Source organism: Bacillus sp. PK3_68 (assembly GCF_003600835.1).
In the GTDB taxonomy this organism is placed as follows: domain Bacteria; phylum Bacillota; class Bacilli; order Bacillales; family Domibacillaceae; genus Pseudobacillus.
The window spans coordinates 16,635-37,618 of sequence record NZ_NQYC01000002.1 but is presented as its reverse complement, the minus strand read 5'-3'; the positions used below and the strand labels follow the sequence as shown (position 1 = coordinate 37,618).

The window sequence follows — 20,984 nt, the reverse complement described above, 5'->3', positions numbered from 1 at the left end:
GTTCCCCCTATAGATACTTTTCCCTTGCTTGTTGAATCGCCTGGCAAATGCTTTCTTTATCCAGAGAGAGTTCCATTAGTCCCACTTGATCTTGATAGACTTCTTCCGGAATCTCAGCTTTAATTTCATCCTCAAGGATGTGATACACAGAAAGGCCCAAAGCCACGCCTGCCAGCGGACCGGCATATGTGGGGTCGCCAACCGTTACAGTTTCAGCAAAAATATCTGCACTGTCTTCGTCTGGCGAACCAAGTATAACCACTACATTTTCGTTTCCATATTTCTCAGCTGCTTTTTTCAATTCTTCTTGGACCACCTGGTCCATTGCACCAGCAGCCGTTCAAACGAAGCACTGGGTGTCTTTATAAATGACTTCCGCCTTCGCTGCTTTCATGCATTCTTCAATCGCCGGTGCAGGAACACCATCCCGTTCTCCAAGAACAAAGACTTTCTTTTCACTTAACATTAATACCGCCTCCTAAAAAATTATCTTTGCACTTCAAAAACAGTTGCTTGCTCAGTTTGTTGTGTTAATGCTTCTAAAGCGACTTCTACTCTATGCCTGCGCAATTTCCATTGCTCTTCTTTTGATGTGTTTGGATCCCCTAGTGGATAAGGAATTGAAATTGTAGGCACAATGCGGTTTGAACCTACAGTCTTAGCAATCGATACTAGGTTAGCCATTTGCACAATAGGAATACCTGCACGTTCGATTTCTTTGGTCATCGTTGCACCGCAACGAGTACAAGTACCTCAGGTGGAAGTGAGTATAACCGCAGAAACATTCGCAGCTAACAACTGCTGGGCAATTTCAGCCCCCATTCGGCTAGCTTCCGCCTGTGTTGTTCCGGTGCCAACAGTAGAGTATACATAGTTGTGAACTTTTCCAATACGCCCTTCTCTTTCAAGGGTTCTTAAAGCATCTAATGGAACAATACGATTTGGATCAGAGTTTGCTGCTGAAGGATCAAAACCAGCATGAATAGTTTCCCATTCTCCCGGTTGTAAGGTATCGAGATTCGAGATATCATACCTCCCCCACTTAGTTGCAGAAGCTGACTGAATACGATCTGGGTTTCCTAAAGGCACAATCCCTCCAGAATTGACAAGTGCAATAGTTGCTTGCCGTAAATTTTCAACAGGAGCAGCTATCGGTACCCGGTCAATTATAGGCATTGGCATTTCAGTTTGATAATCTCTATTGTTTAATTTATCCAGCAGCATATTTACTGCACGGTCCGCACCAATCATAGATGGTTCTTTAAATGACTCCAGACGAATACCTCTCGACATGTATCCTTCTTGATCTGCGGAAGAAATCTCTTCATTTAAAAGGACTTTTTTGGCAAATGCAGCCATCCTTGGTACATCTTTTCTCATAGCAACAGCACTGTTTCCGCCCGGAAAGATATAAATTTCTTTTCGAAACATTTCTACACCAGGATTTTCTACATACATGCTAGTGATCACAGGAACATCAAATCTATCCTTAACTGCTTTACAAATTTCCCCGCATGCAACACCGTAACGCCCTGCCATAAAAGCCGGTCCGGCAATAAAGACATCAAACTCTTTATCCTCTAAAAAGCCTAAAATCCTTGAAATTGCTTCTTCTTTTTTCGATCCAAAAAAATTGTCTCCACAAATAACAGTATGGGTTACTTCAGCAACTGGAGAAAGTAAATTATTTAACAACAAACCCGGTCCCACTATGCCTTCTCGCAGTTCCGGTTCAAAATCTGCTTTATCTTCTCCCCCAATCTGTCCAAAAAATTGGTTGATATAATGTACTGCCTTTTTCATCTTTGTCCCCCCTTTATTTAATACTCGACGACTGTTTTGTAATGGTGCCCTGTACTTGAGTCCGCACAAAACATTCCGTTATTTTCCATCCGAATGGATCCATCTGGCCTTACGGATCCTTCCCATCCCCTGAATTACCGTCTCTAGCTAATGCATCAAGTTCCCCAATTACAATTTCCATTGGTCCGAGCTCAAGATATTCGGATACATTTCCAGTGGAAACAATAGCATTCGCCTTTTCCGATAAATCAACAAGTGACTGAGACATCCCGTCACGTCCAGTGCACTCATTTGTAATCCCCACAACTTTAATTCCCGCTTCTTCTAATTCGTTTATTACTAAAATAAAATCAGAATCTGGATTACCATATCCTTCTTCGGCCACAATTGCTCCTTGAGCGCCCAATGAAGCTGCAATCTGTCTAACAAAAAATGCTGAACGCTCTTTTTCCTCTAATTGAACATTTAAATTTGAAACAATAACACCTATAAAGTTGATAGTTTTTCCATGTTCCTCCATTAACCGTATAATGGTCGGATTATTCGCATGCTGATAAGTTGATATTTTTGAGGATGAAGGCATAAAACTGCCCGAAACGATCGCACCATCTAGTAATTCATTTGGAGTAATTAATGTTGGCAGCATTCGATTCGCATCCCAGCCATAAACCATCGCATTGTAACCGCTCTCAAGCATTTGCGATTGAAGCTGAAGGACATATACAACGCCAGGAAGCTGCTTAGCTTCTTCGGCTCTTTGATTCAATGGCAGATGTTCATAAACTTTTACTTCTTCTGGTTCCATGTTTTTCACACAAGAACCTAAGTATTCAGCCAAGCGCATAGCTGCCCATCGAAGCGCTTTATTTTTCTTCTGCTGCTCACGCCTCTCAAATTCTTCGTTTGTATCTGCTACTAAACAAACATTGAGAAGTTGTGAAAAAATTGTTTGCTTCGCTCCAGGCCCACTCATGTCAATTAAGCCATCCTGAAACCCTCCCCAGTGTTTTCCTACAGCTAATACACAGCTACCTTTTAGAACATGTGTCCTTCCTTGTCCAACAGGGACTAATTTATTTGTAACCCCTGGAAACATCACTCCTCCAGAAACCTTACAGCGTGGCTCAACTGCTTCCTTTACCGGTGTAATGCGAATGGGATCACCGCTTTTTGCAATAAGAATATCTGCTTCCGTAATATTTTCATCCTCATACACAACCCTTAAAGCTTCTTCTTTATTAATTGTTAAAAGACCATTTTCAAAGAAGGTTTTGTCTCCAAACACTATATCACGCACAAAAAAATACCCCATCTCCAGTCTCATTTAGGACCTCCTTTAATCATGATTATTCAATAACTATGACTAGATTATATTAGCAATTTTCCCAAAAGTAAATCTTTTTCCTTCAACTTACACAAAAATTCAGAAATTACAAAAAAATAAAATAATTCCTTCATATAAAATCTAGGTTGTGTTATCATCATGATTAGCAATATGTTCTTTTTTGAAAGCGTTTGCTTAAAGAGAAAAGAAGGCTTTATTCAGAAGTAAAATAATTTTAAGAGGGGGTTAAGTAGATGAATTTAAAGAACAACGGTGTTTTGACAGTTTCTTTACTAGTAACCAGCATTTTTGTCATACTGGGCATATTTTTTAATAATCTGCTGACAAAGTTATCGACAAACTTTTTGAAAATGGTAACTGAATACTTTGGCTGGTTGTATTTAACAGCCACTCTAATGTTTCTATTATTTATTGTCTATTTAATGTTCTCAAAGTTTGGGAAAATGAAATTAGGTGAGGATACAGACAAGCCCGTATATAGTAATATTTCCTGGTTTGCCATGTTATTCAGTGCCGGTATGGGAATTGGATTAGTATTTTGGGGGGTGGCTGAGCCATTAACTCATTACATATCTCCCCCAATGGGAAAAGGGAATACAGAAGAAGCAGCAAATTTGGCCATGACCTATACATTTTTTCATTGGGGCTTGCATCCTTGGGCAGTTTATGCCTTTATCGGCTTAAGCTTAGCTTTCTTTCAGTATCGAAAAAAACTACCTGGTTTAATCAGCTCAGCTTTTTATCCTATTTTAGGGGATAAAATTCATGGCCCCATTGGCAAAACAATTGACGTCCTAGCTATTATAGCTACCGTTTTTGGTATCGCCACCTCCTTAGGATTAGGTGCTTTGCAAATTACTACCGGCTTAGATTTTCTCTTCCACTATCCCAATAATCTGGTGAGTCAAATTATTGTCATCTGCTTTTTGACAGCTTTATTTACCGGCTCAGCTTTTATTGGTATCGATCGTGGAATGAAAGTTTTGTCCAATATTAACATTTTATTAGCCATCTTTATTATGGCTGTACTCATTGTTTTAGGACCAACAGGACAAATTCTTAAAACGTTTGCGAATACTACAGGAATGTATATCGATCAATTAGTGCCTCTAAGTTTAAGAATCAACCCATTTAGTGAAAATACTTGGACTTCAGAATGGACATTGTTCTATTGGGGTTGGTGGATTGCATGGGCTCCTTTTGTAGGAAGCTTTATCGCTAAGGTATCAAAGGGACGAACGATCAAAGAGTTTATTTTAGGTGTATTGATTATTCCCACATTAGGAACTTTTGTATGGTTTTCAGCTTTTGGTGGATCAAGTCTTAACCTCGTTCACAAATTAGGAAATCAAGCTTTGGCGGATGCAGTTAACTCGGATGTCTCACTAGCACTATTCGTCTTTTTCGAGAACTTTCCATTTGCCTTGTTCTTGAGTATAATCGCCTTAATTTTAATTGTCACTTTTTTTATAACATCTGCGGATTCTGCTACGTTTGTATTATCTATTTTCAGTTCTGGGGGAACTTGAATCCTGCCCGGTCAATTAAGGTGTACTGGGGAGTTTTATTGTCTCTAATCTCTATTGTGCTGCTAATGAGTGGAAGTCTAAATACGATACAAACTGCCTCTATTGCCGCCGCGTTTCCGTTCATTATAATAATGATTATCATGTGTTACACCCTGTTCAAAGCATTAAAAGGAGATGATGGTCACATTGATTCTCAACATAAAAACAAGATTAGCGAGCATTCCGAGAAAAAAGAAGTGATGTAATTTTATACTGATTCTTCTAAAGTAATAGTATTTTGAATATGCTTGACGGTCATTTCTGTTGCTTCCTTTACCGAGTAGTTAGATCTATTATTGATAAACATTGTAAGCATGCCCTGCCATATTAAATAATGGCTTTCCGCCAATTGGTCCGCTTCAGACTCTTTGATGTAATTCTCTGTCACACATTGCTGAAGCGCAATTCTTGTTCTTCTTGGTAAATTTGATTCTAGAAACATATCCTTTAAATTTTCTGGTAACCCCAGCAAATCAGTTGGAAAGAAGTCATAGTAGTCAGATAAATTAGATGGATGAACACCAAGATCAGAAGAAAACACAGCATAGTAAATTTGTGGAGATTCAAAAGAGTATTTGCAAAAGCATTCCCATATTAAAAAATATTTCTCCAAAGGGGTCTTAGCTTTTGATAAATATTCTGGTAAGGCATCCGTATACTTTTTTAAAAATTTCATGGAGGCAAATGAAATCAAATGAGACAAGTCACTAAAATAGTTATAGATAGTAGCACTGTTGTAACCAGCTAAATCAGCCACTTTTCTTATGGTTACTTTTTCAATTCCTTCTTTTTCAATGATTTGAGCTGTGGCATCAATAAAATAGGACATCATTCTGGTAGTTTGAACTTCTTTGTTTCGTATTTGTCGTTCAGTTAAATTATTTTTCAACGTTTTGCACCTCTAATTTTCTGACTATTAATCATGATTATAATTAATATAACATGAACTAATAATTAAGTTCAACCCACGCATAAGGCCAAGTAACTAACCTGTATAAAAGAAACTTTCCATATTTTTTCTATTGAGGCTTACTTTTCCTATTTTACTATGGCAACCGATCGTCAATTAATCAAGATTATAAAAAAACGTGATTACAAATCTAGTATAGTTCGATTTATATTATAAGTAAATATCTTATCTAAATATTCTATCGTACTTTTTGTTGTTCTCATGACTGTGAAAGTATCCTCATTGCTGAGAACATATTGTGAAAACTTTTAACTCTTTATTTGAAATGAAGCCTGAGCAAACCTCCACTTTGAGTGGAGGTTTGCTCCTTTTATTTTTCTTATTAAATCCATATAAATTAAAGAGACGAAAATAATAAGACAGGGAGCTTTTCTTAGCCAATTCTTTGGAGAGCATCAATGATAATTGGTATTTCGTCGTTGTTTATTGTTCGAAAGTCCATTAATACTTGATCATTTTTCAACCGAGTTACAATGGAGGGGCTTCCCAGACGCAAATGGTCATGAATATGTTGTGAATTTATCGCATCATGGCTAACTGCTACAACAAAAGTTGGGATTTCTACCCCCGGCATCGTTCCTCCTCCAATTTGGGAAGTATCTTCCTTAATAACAAAATCCCATTTGTTTTTAATTTGAGCTGTATTCTGCAAAAATAGCTCAATACGCTTTTTAATCTCGTTTAAAGGAAGTAAAATATCCCGAATAGTCGGAATTTCCTCAACCCTTCCTTGGATATAACTTTTAAGTGTTGCCTCTAATGCCGCAAGCGTCATTTTGTCGACTCTTAATACACGGGCTAATTGATGTGTTTTGAGTGTTTTGATCAGCTCTTTTTTACCCGCAATAATTCCCGCTTGCGGACCGCCCAATAATTTATCTCCACTGAATGAAACCAGATCGACACCTTTTTTGAGGACCTTTGCAACTACTGGCTCATCTCCAATTTTAAAATCATATAGTGCGCCGCTTCCCAAGTCTTCATAGACAAGGAGCTCACGGTGTTGTTGAACCAGTTCTACTAATTCTTCTGAAGTCACAGAATGGGTAAAACCCACAGTCTTAAAATTGCTCGTGTGAACTTTCATTAACATAACCGTATCTTCATCTATTGCCTGTTCATAGTCAAACCTATGTGTTTTGTTTGTTGTCCCTACTTCCTTTAAAATGGCACCGCTTTCTTCCATAATGGATGAAATTCTAAACGCTCCTCCAATTTCAACTAATTCCCCGCGAGATACAATTACTTTTTTGTCTTTGGCCAGTGCTCTCAAAATCAGATAGACAGCTGCTGCATTATTATTCACCACCATTGCAGCTTCCGCACCAGTAATTTCCGTTAAAATTGATTCAATAATTGCATGCCGTGATCCGCGCACTCCTTTTTTAAGATCATATTCCAGGTTCGAGTAATTTTCTGCTGTTACTGTGACTTGCCTAATAGCTTCTTTACTAAGTCTCGCTCTTCCTAAATTTGTATGTAGGATTGTTCCAGTCGCATTAATAACACTCTTAAGATTATATTGATGAATAGACTTGGATTTCTCTTTCAACCTCTTAAAAATGTAGTCTATGTAGGATTCTTTGGTGTTTATCCTTTCAAACCAGCAATCGTTTAAGACTTTCTGTCTTATAAAATTTATTTCTTCTTGAACCCATTCAGTTAGCTTTGAAGATGTAATGCAGGCATCTTTTGCCAAGATGTCGAATCTACTATCTTTTTGTATAATATGTATAGCCGGCAGCTCACGGAGAAGCTCTTTCATTAAATACCCTCCTTATACTTGAATTAAGATTTCTTCCCAACTCTTGAAGAGCCTTTCTATTAATTATAGAGGTCTTTAGGACCGCCTACAAACTTTCACTGATGAATTTCCGTTAAACTCTGACATCCGGTAAATAAAATTATTAAATACTAGTAAGATAAATTAAATGCTCAGTACGTACCGATATCAATGGAACAAAACTAATGAGCGAACTATAGGAAGATTAAAGAAATGAACTATCTCGCACCCGGTAGGCACACCGAACAAGTGGGGAAGCAGTTTCTCTACCGCTAACCATTTAGTCATACTGAGCGTAAGCGGGCTCCGCTTTTCCATTACTTAGGAAATCTTTATATAAACCAAGATGGCAAAACCCTATGGATTCCACTGATGAAAGAACAAAGCGATTGATGTCATGAAAACTAATAAGGTGCTTCTAATGGACAGGCTTCAAGAAAAACTTTATATCTCTTCATTTGTCTGTTCTTCACTGGTTGAATAAATCCGACATGCTCACTGTAGCGCTAGTGCATCATTCTTTTCCTCCCAAGCCTATTAAAGAAAGCTTTATTGAAACTTATGTAAATCGTAAAAATTTAAATTATGCGCATAGTTGAATATTAAATTCCTATGTGCCTCCCCTACTACCTATAAAACGTGCCCTTTAATAATTTCTGGAGAGAGTGTTTCATAAAGACAGATGCTCAGTTTTGCTAATCATCGTTATATAAATGAGAATTGTAGAACATAGATGTATATACACCGTCATGGTGGTAGGGGCTACCAAGCCTATCTTATGTCATGATTAAATTGACATTTTCTGATCTTACAAATGTACAACTATTTGATTAGGCGTCTGGACAAAACACAAAAACAGCCCTTTTGATTGGGCTGTTTTCAAATCTGATTAAATACCGCGTTAGTGATCCATTGTTCCGGTAAAACTATACAAGATTTGCTTGAGCTTATCTCTTTTTTAAGAATTTATTTCTTGGTAAAAGTGTATATATTTCATCAGTTCTGCGATTCCTTTCAATTGAAGTAATAGTTGGTTATTCAGATTTTCCAATGCTAACTGAAAGGAACGTTCAATTTTATCATAGTTTTGTGTGTCTAAATCGTTTAATAATTTTTTCATATTTTCTATATAATAAACGGTTTTTCTTAAACTGCTTATGATTAGTATTTTTCGAAGTTCAGGTATCGAAAACATTCTATAACCGTTTTCTTTATTTCTTTCTGAATGGACTAACCCTTCATTTTCCCAATGGCGGATAGCTGAAGTATTTACTCCCGCTATTTTTGCCGCCTCTCCAATACTCATACACTCATTTAATTCCACGTTTTTATATTGAATAAATTCAGCATTTTGAATCATAGTCAGGATTTCTTCCACTCGCTGTTTCTCCACCTGTATATGGAATTGCTGTTCATTCACTAGCCATAGGGTTTCTTCAAACCTTGAACTTTTAATCATTCTCATAACTTCGTAAACAACGGGTATGTCATATCCTTTTAACAAGGCTCTAATGGTAGTAAAAGCTTGGAAATGAATCGATTTATAAAGACGGTGATTACTATTCGTTCTTGGTACAGCAGGAATGAGATCTTGTTCTTCATATCTTCTCAAAGTTGTTGTGCTAACATTTAAGGCATTTGCAATTTGTTTAGGGGTATATGAATCCATTTATTGTCTCCTTTTTTAAAGTAAAACCTTCAAGTGCTACAATAATATATTTCAAATAAAATCCCAATATATAAAGGGAGAAAGACGAAAAACCGAAATATTGCATGAATGTTATACGATAATAGTATAAACATTTTAGGAGTGATAAATATGGAGAAGAACATAAAACTTATGGATGAATCAGAATTAAAAGTTGGTTTAGTTGGGAATCCCGACTCTCCAGCCATCATGCTTCCAGTTGCTAAAGAACCTGTATATGGACAAGCAGCTGAAAACCTAAAGTTGTGGGGAGTAGACCCAGAATTAGGGAAACATTTTATTGAGGGCCTCGCGGACAAGTTTCAGATTCTATATTTCGACTACGAAGGACACCGTTTGCAACATCCGACCCCTGAGAATCTCACACCTGAAAATATAGTAAAAGATTTGCTAACAATTGCTGATGAAATGAACGTTAAGAAATTTAGCTATTATGGATATTCTTGGTTAGCTTTAGTTGGATTACAATTAGCCATTCGGACAGATAGATTAGAAAGCTTAATCATGGGTGGCTTTCCGCCAATAGATGGTCCGTATAAAGAAATGATGATGGTAACAAATAAAACATACGAACAAGCTTTGTATAATCAAAACTCTCCTGTTAGTAATGAACAGGATCATGTTAATCCAGAAAATGTTGAGTGGGATAACATACAGGTAAAAATCGACACGAATCAAACTAAACAATTTGTTACAATGTACAAAAATTTGATGGAGTTTGATGATCGAGAAATTCAGTATAAATTAGTTATTCCAAGATTGGCGTTTGCTGGGGAAAAAGACACTATTGTTTATGGAGAAAACTTTGGCAGTGTAACAGTAGATATTATCGGTATACTTCAAAAAAATAAACAAGAGTTAGAGCATCTTGGATGGGATGTAGAAATCATAGAAGGAAATGATATGGATCATACCAAAGCTATGCAGCCTGTAACGGTACTGTCATTGATAAAGCACTGGTTGATTACAAATTTGAATATAACTCGTTAAATATAGTAATCCCCTACCCTAATCTCACAGAGTCGAACAGGGTGAACAACTTGACAGACCTATTATTCCTCCCAGACCTTAGAGCAATAAAACCGCCACAAGAAAATGAAACTGACATGATTCAAGAAAGCAACTAATTATGGACTTACCCATTCGTTTAAAACGAGTGGGTTCACAATTAAATCGAAGAAGGTATAAGTGTCGTAAATGTGATTCTACTATGGAAGTAGCTGAAAACATTGGTGTAAACGAAAAGGCCGTTAGAAATGCCTTTAAGGATCATGTGGCATTCAAAGAACGTGAATACCAATTTGAGACTCGTAAATGGCTAGGGATTGATGAAATACACATGATCCGTAAGCCCCGTCTTGCACTGACTAATGTTGAGCATAAAACTATCTTTGATATTAAGCTATAACCGTAATAAAGAAACAGTTATCCAGCGCCTAACTGAAATAGATGATAGATATGGCATTGAATATGTCACAATCGATATGTGGAAATCTTACAAAAATGCAGTTAATACGGTCTTGCCTCACGCTAAAGTTGTTGTAGATAAGCTTCATGTAGCCCGAATGGCTAACCAAGCCCTAGATAGCGTTAGAAAGGCTATGAAATCGAAACCTTTCGTGCAGTTTGTCTATCTAGGCAGCTGCGTTTGATGTTTAAATTCCCTCTGCTAATAGCAAGAGCGATTTTCCCGTCTGCTACGTGGTATGAACGAAGTCTCATCGCTACTCCATCGACCATTTCAATAACATAGGCATCCAGAGCGTGTATTTTACGCCTGACAGCTTCTACACTGGCAAAGAAAGAGTAAATCCAACTATGAACTAGTTGTTCAATAAAAAACTTTTCTTTAGAAAATCAATTTGATCAGCGATAATTCCCTCACGCACTCCCGATTCATAAAAAGCGAAGTGAGAAACCGGATACTGTTTCACCATTACTTTAGACAAGTTTCTGATGAGTTCTATCGTCTGTGGCCCTTGTGTTTTCTTATCATACTCACCATAACAATTCCCTTTATTTTATTCGCAACATTGCTTGGCTTATATTTCATCATTTCTATGAGCGCTCTTGGAGCAATCTCATTACGCCATGTTTTTGACTGCACACCTGCTATTGCTTTTATCGCTTCATCACCCACCATAACGGCCAATTCTCCAGTCTTGCCAATTGCAGGTATATATATAGGAGTGTCCTGTGTACCCCCAAATCCTGCGCCCATAGTGATACATGGTTTTGCTAAATCAGACTTTATCCTATATAGATATCCAACACTTGTTATTCCACCGCTTTTAAACTCCAACCTCTCCTTACTTACTTTCTTTTCAGCCATTTTTATTCCCTCCAGCTATTAATACTATCAGGGCTTTAATCGTTTCTTTTTATATGCTTTAGTTCGTATCCCATTATTTTAGGCTTCTTCTTTCACTACCTTGCTCCGTTCGTTCAATAAGAAAAACTGAAGTCTAGATGTCGCTGTAAAATTAAGTTTGATTAAAAGCACATCGCAATCCTATATTTCACAATAAATAAGAAGAATCCTTTTTAAAAAAGGCTGATCAAAATGGAGACACTCTTTTTAGAGACGTATGAAATTTTTATAAAAAGTTTAATCAAAATCACTTAGAATTCTTTGCTTGAAGGGATAACACATCGTATCTTTTTTGTAAGCACGCCACTTTCTTTAAAGCCTCGCGTCTTTTTTAACCATAATTACACATATTTATGCTCTTTGCATCAACGCACAATGAATTAATTTTCAATGAACCTATAAAAACTAGATGAATTGTGTTCTTACAAACCCAACAATCGCCTATCTGTAAATTTGATAGGCGATTGTTAAAGTCGTTTAACTTTAGAAGTAGAATAATGATTACAGCATTATATTAATACATGGTTTTTCCTAAAAAGCCCTGTACACTTAAATAAAATTACACTTATATACTTGGATATTTGTTCATTTGTGTTATTATTTATTTTTTCACCAGGGCTATCACGTGAGTCAATTCTTTACTACATGATAAACTTCCACCATAGTTTGTAAAGGTCCGAAACAAGGCTTCTGTAGTCACTGTCCTATTTATGATTTTCTTTAAGGTGATTATTTTAATATATAATTACTCACCCCGGAATACAGGTTTCCTTTTCTCGGTAAAGGCTCGAACTCCTTCCTGTACATCTTTGGTCTCAAAACAAATTTTGATAGAGGCGTACTCTTGTTTTAGAATGGTCGTAAGATCCGTGTCAGGGCTTACGGCAAGCATTCTTTTGGATAACGTCATCGCAACCGGTGGTCCTGCCGCTAGTTTCCTAGCAAAATTCATAACCCGATCCTGAAATTCTATATCAGGGAATATCCCATTAATCAAACCGATCTGCTCGGCTTCTTCAGGATAGATGTCTCGACCTGTATAGATCAATTCGGCTGCTTTGGCCTGTCCCACTAAACGCGGTAAAAAATAGGTCATTCCCGCATCGGGGCTTAGACCACGACGAATGTATCCGGTTGTTACACTTGCTCCAGCAGACATAAAGCGCATGTCGCAGGCCAGAGCCAGGGCGAGTCCTGCACCAGCAGCTATACCATTGATCGCGGCGATAACCGGTTTATCACAATGAACAATGCCTAATGCTTGATGACCAACCCAACCCAAGTCATCTAATTTTTTATGACGGGAATAAGTGGATGGATTTCTCTTTGAATAATCAGACAGGTCAAGGCCTGCACAAAAGCCTCGTCCACTCCCGGTTATTACAAGGACACGGACTTCATCATCAGCTGAAGCCTCCTCAATAGTCTCGATTATCTCCATACTAAGCTTATCATTTACGGCATTGAGACGCTCAGGTCTGTTTAAGGTCAGTGTGCGAACCCCATTTTGTGTATCCACGATAATATGCTCCATATATTTATTCCTCCTTAAACTATTGTTGAAATATACATATGTATTAAGGTCTTTTTTATTTTTTTACTTGTCATCGCTACTGTACATCGAGGAATACAATTACTTTCCACTTTCATCCGTAATGACAATGCCATCCCTTTTGCCGCCGATATGATTTCCATTAATCCCCGAGCTAATTGAATTCAATTTATTATGGCTAGTATATTAATAGCAGCTGTTATGGTCGCCGTGATTTTCTCTAAAACAATAGATGCCCCTCCATGCAATAGGCCAGTAGGCTATCAAGTTTGAGGTTCTACTGGCATCGTTATAATCATACGGTCAGGTATAAATTCTAAATAGTCTATATTAAGTTCTTTAATAAGCTCATGTTTATCCCAAAATCGAAGCTATTCTGAAAAGTCCGCCTCATATTCCGCATTATATAAGTCTAGTACTTATTTAGATACGAACATTCAGTTTATATTCTTCTGTTTTCATGCTAAAAGGATGGATTTATGTTGCCACAGCCCATCAGCAAAAAAATCCCCGCTTCAGGTATTAAGGACAGAACTCTCCAGTTTCTCTTTTATTCTTATTTCAGCTTTTTGAAAAGGGTATTTTATAGGTAATGCAGCCGTTTCTCCATCTTCCTTTAATAACTTTGCTCCCTCAACCTGCTTGCAGCATCAGAAGAATTCATTTGTTTCAGTAAACTTTGCTTTGTTTGAATATACTCTTGATAGAGCTTGTCTATAAATGCCGCTGTAGTTGTGATCTCATTAATGGTCCCAATGCCTTGACCAGCTCCCCAGATATCTTTCCACGGTTTTGTCTCTCTAGCAAAATTCATCTTAGAAGGATCACTTTCAGGAAGATTATTAACATCCAAACCGGCAGCACGAATGGACGGGGCCAGATAATTCCCATGTACACCTGTAAAGAGATTACTATACACAATGTCGTCAGACGTACTATCCAAAATGGCTTGCTTATATACATCAGAAGCATTGGCTTCGTAAGTGGCAATAAAAGGTGTTCCAATATAAGCAAAGTTCGCCCCCATTACTTGAGCAGCAAGTATCGCTCTTCCGCTTGCAATGGAACCTGCTAAAGCAAGTGGACCATCGAACCACTGTCTAATTTCCTGAATTAATGCAAAAGGACTTTTTACACCAGCATGCCCTCCTGCCCCTGCAGCAACAGCAATCAACCCATCCGCGCCCTTTTCTATTGCTTTATGTGCGAAAGTGTTATTAATCACATCATGTAAAACAACTCCCCCATAACTGTGTACCGCATCATTTACATCTTCCCGTGCGCCTAAAGATGTAATAATAATAGGAACTTTATACTTCTCACAAATTTCCATATCCTTTTCTAGGCGTTTATTAGTCTTGTGCACATTCTGATTAATTGCAAATGGCGCGGCAGGATGGTCTGGATTACGTGCGTTGTACGAGTCGAGTTCCTCTGTGATTTCTGCCAGCCATTCGTCGAGTTGCGAGACTGGCCGAGCATTGAGCGCAGGCATTGATCCGATAATGCCGGCCTTACATTGTTCGATTACTAATTTGGGATTACTAATAATGAAAAGTGGTGAACCAATTACAGGCATTCGTAACCCTTGAAATATTGACGGAACTTTACTCATAATTTTTATTCCTCCCTACGTAAGGTTATGTAAGTGGAACGTTCATCTGTCTTTCATTTGCAAATATTGTCTCTACTGAACTTTTTGTTTATCTTCGATCTCGTAAAACGGTCTGGCCATTTATCATTGCAGTTCCAGCGGTGTCCCTTTTAAAGCAACCTTTTGTAGGAAAAAATTTCTTTTGAAGGCAACACCAAGTTCATTCACTCTGTTTCTAATTTTTCAAAAGAAGATTACATGGCAGTTCCTATTTCTTAATGAAGGAACTTAAGCCGCCTGCTAATTAGCTGGAGCGGGCTTATATTTTTAAAATATTCAATTATTTATAACCGTTTATGTTGTTGATTTTGTTGAACAAACTCAATGCCTAGTTCCTAATAGGATTCTTCTTTTTTTAGTATTGTAAGTGATATCAAAGAAACCCTCTAAAATATTATAAATAGATTTCCAATAAACCCCTTTTCCTTTTTGTAGTCACTTCAATCATCCTAGCCATTCCTTGGCCGCCTCCGCCACAGAGGGTTGCGATCCCGTATCTTTCTTGCCAGCAAATCATTTCAGGAATTAAAGTGATGACCGTGCGGGCACCAGCCGACCCAACCGGATGTCCCTCCCCATTCACATTGGCCTTGTTAATATCAAGCCGCAATTCTCGAATAACAGCCACTGCCTGGGAAGCAAAAGCTTTATCATGATAATTAGCTATATTGTTAACGCAAGAAATATGCCTATACTAAAATTACTTTTATCCTTGTTTGTCAACCTTGAACAACATATTGTTCAAGAAAAGCAAGGTTACTCCTCCCTTTCAATAATCGCCGCAATCCCTTGGCCTCCGCCAATACAAGCTGTAATAAGACCATACCTTTTATCGGATCTCTTCAGTTCATAAACAGCTTTCGTAAAGAGAATGGCTCCTGTAGCACCAAGTGGATGACCATGTGAAATAGCGCCGCCGTTGACGTTCACTTTAGCAGGGTCCATTTTTAGTTCCCTGTTACAAGCAATCACTTGTGCAGCAAATGCCTCGTTAATTTCAATAATATCCATATCACCTATAGAGAGACCGTTTTTTTCCAGAACCTTTTGTGTAGCCGGAACAGGACCGATTCCCATTAGATTTGGGTCTACACCAGCAATAGCGTGTGCTTTAATGACCGCTAGTGGTTGAATGCCAAGCTGCTCTGCCTTTTCTCTTGACATTACAACTAGAGCGGACGCCGCATCATTCAATCCGGAACTATTTCCTGCGGTCACTGTCCCCCCTTCCAGGAATGCTGGTGAAAGTTTAGCCAAAGCTTCTTTTGTTGTTTGAGGTCTTGGATGTTCATCCTTCTTAAATACAATGGGGTCTCCTTTTCGGACAGGTATATGTATCGGCACAATCTGTTCTTCAAAACGCCCTTCTTCCATTGCTCTAGCCATTTTTTGCTGACTTTTTAAAGAGAATTCATCTTGTTCTTCCCGGCTTATTTGATATTTTTCTGCTAAGTTTTCAGCGGTTATTCCCATTGGAGGATTCCCAATTTCGATTGGGGATAACTGAGATTTCCTAAATTTTGGTGGGGTAGCGCTGTAAGGTACTTCTGGTCGATCCATCAAGTAGGGGGCTCTGCTCATACTTTCTACTCCACCAGCAATATACACATCACCCTCTCCAGCTCTTATTGCTTGAGCGGCTAGAATAATGGCATTTATACCGGATCCGCACTGGCGGTCTACAGTGAGCCCTGGAAGTTCCATGCCCATTCCAGTCTGTAAAGCGGTCAATCTCGCGATATTGCCGCCTCCGCTTAGGACATTTCCTAAAATGACATCTTCCACCCATTCTGCTTTCACATTCGCCCGCTTTAATGCTTCTTTTATAATTTCTGCCCCAAACAAATGGGCTGGTACTTTTGCAAGCGCTCCCCCTTGCTTTCCAATTGCCGTGCGCACCGCCGATACGATGACTGCGTCTCTCTTCACTTATTGATCCTCTCCTTGCTTCTATCTTAAAAATCATCTTATCTTTTACCTCTGCTTCACTATGTTGCTTCACGTTAATGAGGATCTTAAGAAGACAAGCTTCTTTCTAAATCGCCCTTATTGCTGACTCTATCTGTTTCGACCTATGAAGCCGGCCAATTTTGCATAAGCAGGGAACGATCTCCGGTCTGGCTCCAGTCTCCTTAATTACTAGTTATATAGGCTGCCCTTTCTCTAAATCCTCCTGACGCTTCTTCCCTTCCTCAGCTGTTTCAGCAGGTTGGATCAGTTTAAATGTCCCTGTTCCTTTTGCTAACAGCCTCCCTTCTTGATCTTTTAGAATTCCCTCAACAAACGCCGTTTTATATCCTTTAGAGATAATGGAGGCTTCAGCAAATACTTCTCCAGCTGATACAGGCGCTGTGTAGTGAATCGTTAAATTTGTTGTCACACAACGTGTTTTTGTCACCGAGCGCAGATACATGCTTTGAATAAAATCTAGAACAGACGCATATACACCACCGTGCAGAGTATAATTTGTGTTCAGCAAGTGCTCTTGTATAGTTAGCTTAATCCTTACATCGCCTTCTTCAAATTTCAGAATATCCAATCCAAGGTGCTGTAAGAAAGGACATTCCTCAAACTCCTTTATAATATCTTCAAGCAACAATCCTCATCCCTCCTTAGTTCGCCGTAAACTGTGGTTTTCTTTTCTCAAGAAATGCACTTGTCCCTTCGTTTTTATCTTCCGTTGCGAACAGAACCGCTTGAGCGAGCCTCTCTACGGTTAAGCCTGTCTTCATGTCCGCATCAAACCCAAGATGAATGGCTAGTTTGGCCATTTTGACCGCGAGCGGGCCCTTCGCTAAGATTTGCTCCGCCACCTCTAGTACTTTCTCCTTTAATTTAGCTGCCGGCACGGTTTCTGAGATTAGACCGATATGCTGGGCTTCTGATGCACTGAGCATTTTCCCGGTTAAAATCAGCTCAATCGCTTTGCCCTTTCCGACCAGACGGGCAAGACGCTGTGTGCCCCTGCACTTGGAATAATCGCAAGATTCAATTCGGGTAAACCAAATTTTGCATGTTCTGAAGCGATCCGGATGTCGCATGCCATCGCGAGTTCACAGCCTCCTCCAAGGGCATAACCATTGACCATCGCAATGGTCGGTTTGTCATACGCTTCAATATAGCTGTATACCTCTTGCATACTGCCTGGCTTAAATACATCAAGAGGCGTGCGTGTTTTTAATTGGCTGATATCAGCGCCCGCAGCAAAAGACTTTTCTCCGCTTCCAGTGAATACAATACAGCCAATCCTTTCATCATGCTTGAATTCCTCAAGCGCTGCTGTTATTTCCTCTAATACTTGCTTGCTGAGGGCGTTTCGCTGATCTGGACGGTTAATTATGATAAAAGCAATGTTTCCCTTTCTTTCTACTAAAATAGCCTCAAATTTCTCCATGATCCCACCTCATTCTTTTTAGGATTGCTTTGCTTCTGCTGTTAGCAGTTTGAAGGCAGCCATGCCTGAAGCGACAAGGCGCCCGCTCTCATCGAAGATTTCTCCCCGCCCGCTTGCGTTTTTTCCTTCTATTCCAGAACAATAGCCTTTGCAAACAAATAAGCGGCTTGCTTCATTGCGTAAAATCTGAACATGCAAATCTGTTGTCACACCAAATGCTCCGCCTGTCTCTGACACTGCCGTTCCCATCGCAGCATCGAGCATTGTGTAAAAGAGGCCTCCCGCTACTTTTCCTGTTTCCGACAAATGGCTGTCAACCAGCTTCACATTAAGAACAGCGGCCCCCGCTTCATCCTCCTGCCGCTCCAAGCCTAAATAGGAAAAAAAGAAAGAATGGTCAACCTTTTTGGCTGCTTCCATATTCCTTCTCCTGCCGTCTTATATTTTCAATCATGATCGCCATCCCCTGTCCGCCGCCAACACATAATGAGGCAATCCCATATCGGCCTCCTCTTCTGCCAAGCTCGTGCATCAATGTGACGACAAGCCGTGCACCAGTCGCTCCCACAGGGTGGCCAAGCGCAATGGCTCCTCCATTTACATTCAGTTTATCGAAGCTGATGCCTAACTCTCTTTGAACGGCTAGCGCCTGTGACGCAAATGCTTCATTGATTTCAAATAAATCAATGTCGTCTATTGACATTCCGGTACGGTCAAGCAATCTTTTAATGGCAGGGACAGGCCCGATTCCCATTATTTCCGGTGCTACTCCGACTGCCGTCCAGTCGACAATCGCTGCCTTTGGCTGTAACTGCCGATTTTCAGCCTCCTCCTCTGATAAAAGAAGGAGTGCAGCCGAGCCGTCATTTCGTCCGCATGCATTTCCAGCTGTAACCGATCCGCCTTCTTTAAAAACAGGCTTGAGAGTAGCAAGCTTTTCCATCGTTGTTTCGGGCCGCGGATGCTCATCTTGATTGAAGAGTATGGTTTTCTTCTTCGTAGTGACGTGGAATGGGACTATTTCCTCTTTAAAGATTCCTTGTTTCATCGCTGTAGCTGCTCGGCACTGGCTTTCAAAAGCAAAACGGTCCTGATCAGCTCGGGAAATATTGTATTTTTCCGCTACATTTTCTGCTGTTATGCCCATTCCCAGCTGATCTCCATACATTTCTTTCGGCTGCTGGCCCGCTTCTAGATTAGAATCAACGAGATAGGTCTTGTCTCCGTCAAAACGCGCTCCTCGCAAGTAGATTGGCGAACAGCTCATGCTCTCTGTTCCGCCAGCCACTACAATGTTCGCCTGTCCCGATTGGATTTGCTGCACCCCGGAGGCAATCGCCTGCATGCCAGATGCACACAAACGGTTGATGGTAAAAGCAGGAGCTTCCACCGGAATACCGGCTCGCAGCGCAGCCACACGGGCGACGTTAGAAGATTCGGTGGACTGCCTTACTTCACCTAATATTACTTCGCTTACCTGGTCTGCCGGCATGTTTGCTCTCTCGAGAACTTTTTTGATCACATGAGCGCCTAGAAAACCAGAGTTGACCTCTTTTAGGGAACCGCCGTACCGGCCGATTGGTGTGCGAACACCTTCTGCAATAACGATCCTCTTCGTCTCCATTGCTTCTCCTCCCGTCAGCTGTATTCTTTATTCAATTGCCCAGCAATAATGTTTTTCTGGATTTCTGAGGTCCCTTCATAAATGCGAGTAATGCGGGCATCCCGATAAAAACGCTCAATGGGATAATCGGAAATATAGCCAATGCCTCCGTGTACCTGTACGGCTTTATCCGCTACACGGTTATACACTTCAGAACCGAACAACTTCAGCATCGCTGCTTCCTTAATAATCTTCTTCCGCTCATCCACCATCCAAGCAACACGGTAGGTAAATGACCGCAGGGCTTCAATGTCTACTGCCATTTCAGACAGCATATGAGCTACTGCCTGGTGTTCGATAATTGGAACGCCGAATTGAAACCGCTCTTTCGCATAGCTGACGGACAAATCGAGCAGCTTCTGACTGGAACCGAGGTTTCTAGCGGCTAAACCAGCTCGCCCGTTTGCGAGAATCTTCAAAGCATTGACATAGCCTTGCCCTTCTTCGCTCAGCACATTTTCTGCCGGCACCTCGCAGTCTTCGAGAATAATTTCGGCAGAGTGAGAACCGCGCAGACCCATTTTTGGCTCCACAGCCCCCACGTGAAATCCTGGAAAGTCTTTTTCTACAATAAAAGAAATAATGCCTTTTGCCCCTTTGGATGGATCAGTCACCGCCATCACTGTAAAAATATCTGCTTCTGTGGCATTGGTTATGTAATGCTTCGTGCCGTTTAGTATATATTTATCCCCTTTTTTGACCGCAGTGGTTTTTAAATTTGTTGCATTCGATCCGGCAGCAGGCTCCGTCAGGGCAAAGGCTCCGATACGATGGCCTGCAGCCATATCCGGCAAATATTTTTTCTTTTGTTCTTCGCTGCCCATCTCCACGATTCCCACCGTGCCAATGCCGGTATGCGCTCCAATTAACGTTGTATAGCCGTTATGTGTCGCTCCGATCTCCTCATAAAGAGCACACTTGCCAACCATTCCGATGCCGAGGCCTCCATACTTCTCTGGAATGCTTAACCCGAACAAGCCAAGCGCTTTGGACATGTCCACAATGCGCTTTGGAATTTCATCCGTTTCTTCTATTTGCATAGCCACTGTTTCTACTTCATTTTGAATAAAATCGCGCACGTTTCTCTTTAGAAATTGAATATCTTCGTCAAATTCAAAGTTCATGACCGCCCCTCCTCCAGCTTTTCCCTGCCCATATTGATAAGGTTGATCA

Annotated in this window: 15 protein-coding genes and 4 pseudogenes; 3 read left to right on the top strand and 16 right to left on the bottom strand. The window is 39.9% G+C overall.

From position 1 onward, the window contains the following. Positions 1-7: 7 nt before the first annotated feature. From grdA to CJ483_RS22395, 3 genes and pseudogenes are all read right to left on the bottom strand, one after another. Positions 8-466, bottom strand: a complete 459-nt coding sequence (gene grdA / locus CJ483_RS22405) for a glycine/sarcosine/betaine reductase complex selenoprotein A (RefSeq protein WP_120038289.1) — start codon at positions 464-466, stop codon at positions 8-10. A gap of 20 nt (positions 467-486) precedes the next feature. Next, positions 487-1,803, bottom strand: coding sequence for a glycine/betaine/sarcosine/D-proline family reductase selenoprotein B (locus CJ483_RS22400; RefSeq protein WP_120038287.1), 1,317 nt, complete (start codon positions 1,801-1,803; stop codon positions 487-489). Between the two features lie 17 nt (positions 1,804-1,820). Next, positions 1,821-3,115: pseudogene (locus CJ483_RS22395) on the bottom strand (glycine/sarcosine/betaine reductase component B subunit). 266 nt (positions 3,116-3,381) lie between these two features. Here CJ483_RS22395 and CJ483_RS22390 point away from each other — a divergent pair. Beyond that, positions 3,382-4,922, top strand: a pseudogene (locus CJ483_RS22390) (glycine betaine uptake BCCT transporter). 2 nt (positions 4,923-4,924) lie between these two features. Here the strand turns inward: CJ483_RS22390 and CJ483_RS22385 are convergent. From CJ483_RS22385 to CJ483_RS22375, 3 genes are all read right to left on the bottom strand, one after another. Next, positions 4,925-5,605 (bottom strand): TetR/AcrR family transcriptional regulator, encoded by a 681-nt coding sequence (locus CJ483_RS22385; RefSeq protein ID WP_259455836.1) that lies wholly within the window; start codon positions 5,603-5,605, stop codon positions 4,925-4,927. A gap of 454 nt (positions 5,606-6,059) precedes the next feature. Beyond that, positions 6,060-7,451, bottom strand: a complete 1,392-nt coding sequence (selA, locus tag CJ483_RS22380; protein ID WP_120038285.1) for an L-seryl-tRNA(Sec) selenium transferase — start codon at positions 7,449-7,451, stop codon at positions 6,060-6,062. Positions 7,452-8,427: 976 nt separating this feature from the next. Beyond that, on the bottom strand, positions 8,428-9,138 hold the full coding sequence (locus CJ483_RS22375; protein ID WP_120038283.1) for a MerR family DNA-binding transcriptional regulator: 711 nt from the start codon (positions 9,136-9,138) through the stop codon (positions 8,428-8,430). A gap of 150 nt (positions 9,139-9,288) precedes the next feature. On the opposite strand from CJ483_RS22375, the gene CJ483_RS22370 reads away from it, so the two are divergent. Next, positions 9,289-10,167, top strand: coding sequence for an alpha/beta fold hydrolase (locus tag CJ483_RS22370; RefSeq protein WP_120038281.1), 879 nt, complete (start codon positions 9,289-9,291; stop codon positions 10,165-10,167). A 50-nt stretch (positions 10,168-10,217) separates the two neighbouring features. Beyond that, positions 10,218-10,787: pseudogene (locus CJ483_RS25560) on the top strand (transposase); the annotation flags it as partial. Positions 10,788-11,140: 353 nt separating this feature from the next. Here the strand turns inward: CJ483_RS25560 and CJ483_RS22360 are convergent. The 10 genes and pseudogenes from CJ483_RS22360 to CJ483_RS22315 all read right to left on the bottom strand — a co-directional run bounded on the left by CJ483_RS22360 (position 11,141) and on the right by CJ483_RS22315 (position 20,935). Beyond that, positions 11,141-11,509, bottom strand: a complete 369-nt coding sequence (locus CJ483_RS22360) for a hypothetical protein (RefSeq protein ID WP_120038279.1) — start codon at positions 11,507-11,509, stop codon at positions 11,141-11,143. A gap of 784 nt (positions 11,510-12,293) precedes the next feature. Continuing rightward, on the bottom strand, positions 12,294-13,082 hold the full coding sequence (locus CJ483_RS22355) for an enoyl-CoA hydratase/isomerase family protein (RefSeq protein ID WP_120038277.1): 789 nt from the start codon (positions 13,080-13,082) through the stop codon (positions 12,294-12,296). A gap of 634 nt (positions 13,083-13,716) precedes the next feature. Further along, positions 13,717-14,715: an NAD(P)H-dependent flavin oxidoreductase gene (locus tag CJ483_RS22350; RefSeq protein WP_120038275.1), complete on the bottom strand. Its 999-nt coding sequence runs from the start codon at positions 14,713-14,715 to the stop codon at positions 13,717-13,719. A 433-nt stretch (positions 14,716-15,148) separates the two neighbouring features. Then, positions 15,149-15,421: a hypothetical protein gene (locus CJ483_RS22345; protein WP_259455861.1), complete on the bottom strand. Its 273-nt coding sequence runs from the start codon at positions 15,419-15,421 to the stop codon at positions 15,149-15,151. An 89-nt stretch (positions 15,422-15,510) separates the two neighbouring features. After that, complete coding sequence (locus tag CJ483_RS22340; protein ID WP_120038271.1) at positions 15,511-16,683, bottom strand: thiolase family protein; 1,173 nt, start codon at positions 16,681-16,683, stop codon at positions 15,511-15,513. 214 nt (positions 16,684-16,897) lie between these two features. Continuing rightward, the gene (locus tag CJ483_RS22335) at positions 16,898-17,353 is read right to left on the bottom strand and encodes a PaaI family thioesterase (protein WP_120038269.1); all 456 of its coding nucleotides are present in this window, start codon (positions 17,351-17,353) and stop codon (positions 16,898-16,900) included. Between the two features lie 13 nt (positions 17,354-17,366). Continuing rightward, a pseudogene (locus CJ483_RS22330) lies at positions 17,367-18,148 on the bottom strand (enoyl-CoA hydratase/isomerase family protein). 18 nt (positions 18,149-18,166) lie between these two features. Then, on the bottom strand, positions 18,167-18,568 hold the full coding sequence (locus CJ483_RS22325) for a PaaI family thioesterase (protein WP_120038267.1): 402 nt from the start codon (positions 18,566-18,568) through the stop codon (positions 18,167-18,169). After that, complete coding sequence (locus CJ483_RS22320; RefSeq protein WP_120038264.1) at positions 18,546-19,772, bottom strand: thiolase family protein; 1,227 nt, start codon at positions 19,770-19,772, stop codon at positions 18,546-18,548. Before CJ483_RS22320 ends, CJ483_RS22325 begins: the two co-directional genes overlap by 23 nt. Positions 19,773-19,786: 14 nt before the next feature. Beyond that, positions 19,787-20,935 (bottom strand): acyl-CoA dehydrogenase family protein, encoded by a 1,149-nt coding sequence (locus CJ483_RS22315; RefSeq protein WP_120038262.1) that lies wholly within the window; start codon positions 20,933-20,935, stop codon positions 19,787-19,789. Positions 20,936-20,984: the final 49 nt, after the last annotated feature.

Excerpts from the sequence above, each read along its gene's own strand:
- selA (WP_120038285.1), bottom strand. The coding sequence starts at position 7,451 with ATGAAAGAGCTTCTCCGTGAGCTGCCGGCTATACATATTATACAAAAA.
- CJ483_RS22375 (WP_120038283.1), bottom strand. The coding sequence starts at position 9,138 with ATGGATTCATATACCCCTAAACAAATTGCAAATGCCTTAAATGTTAGC.
- CJ483_RS22370 (WP_120038281.1), top strand. The coding sequence starts at position 9,289 with ATGGAGAAGAACATAAAACTTATGGATGAATCAGAATTAAAAGTTGGT.
- CJ483_RS22360 (WP_120038279.1), bottom strand. The coding sequence starts at position 11,509 with ATGGCTGAAAAGAAAGTAAGTAAGGAGAGGTTGGAGTTTAAAAGCGGT.
- CJ483_RS22355 (WP_120038277.1), bottom strand. The coding sequence starts at position 13,082 with ATGGAGCATATTATCGTGGATACACAAAATGGGGTTCGCACACTGACC.
- CJ483_RS22350 (WP_120038275.1), bottom strand. The coding sequence starts at position 14,715 with ATGAGTAAAGTTCCGTCAATATTTCAAGGGTTACGAATGCCTGTAATT.
- CJ483_RS22325 (WP_120038267.1), bottom strand. The coding sequence starts at position 18,568 with ATGGAAGCAGCCAAAAAGGTTGACCATTCTTTCTTTTTTTCCTATTTA.
- CJ483_RS22320 (WP_120038264.1), bottom strand. The coding sequence starts at position 19,772 with ATGGAGACGAAGAGGATCGTTATTGCAGAAGGTGTTCGCACACCAATC.
- CJ483_RS22315 (WP_120038262.1), bottom strand. The coding sequence starts at position 20,935 with ATGAACTTTGAATTTGACGAAGATATTCAATTTCTAAAGAGAAACGTG.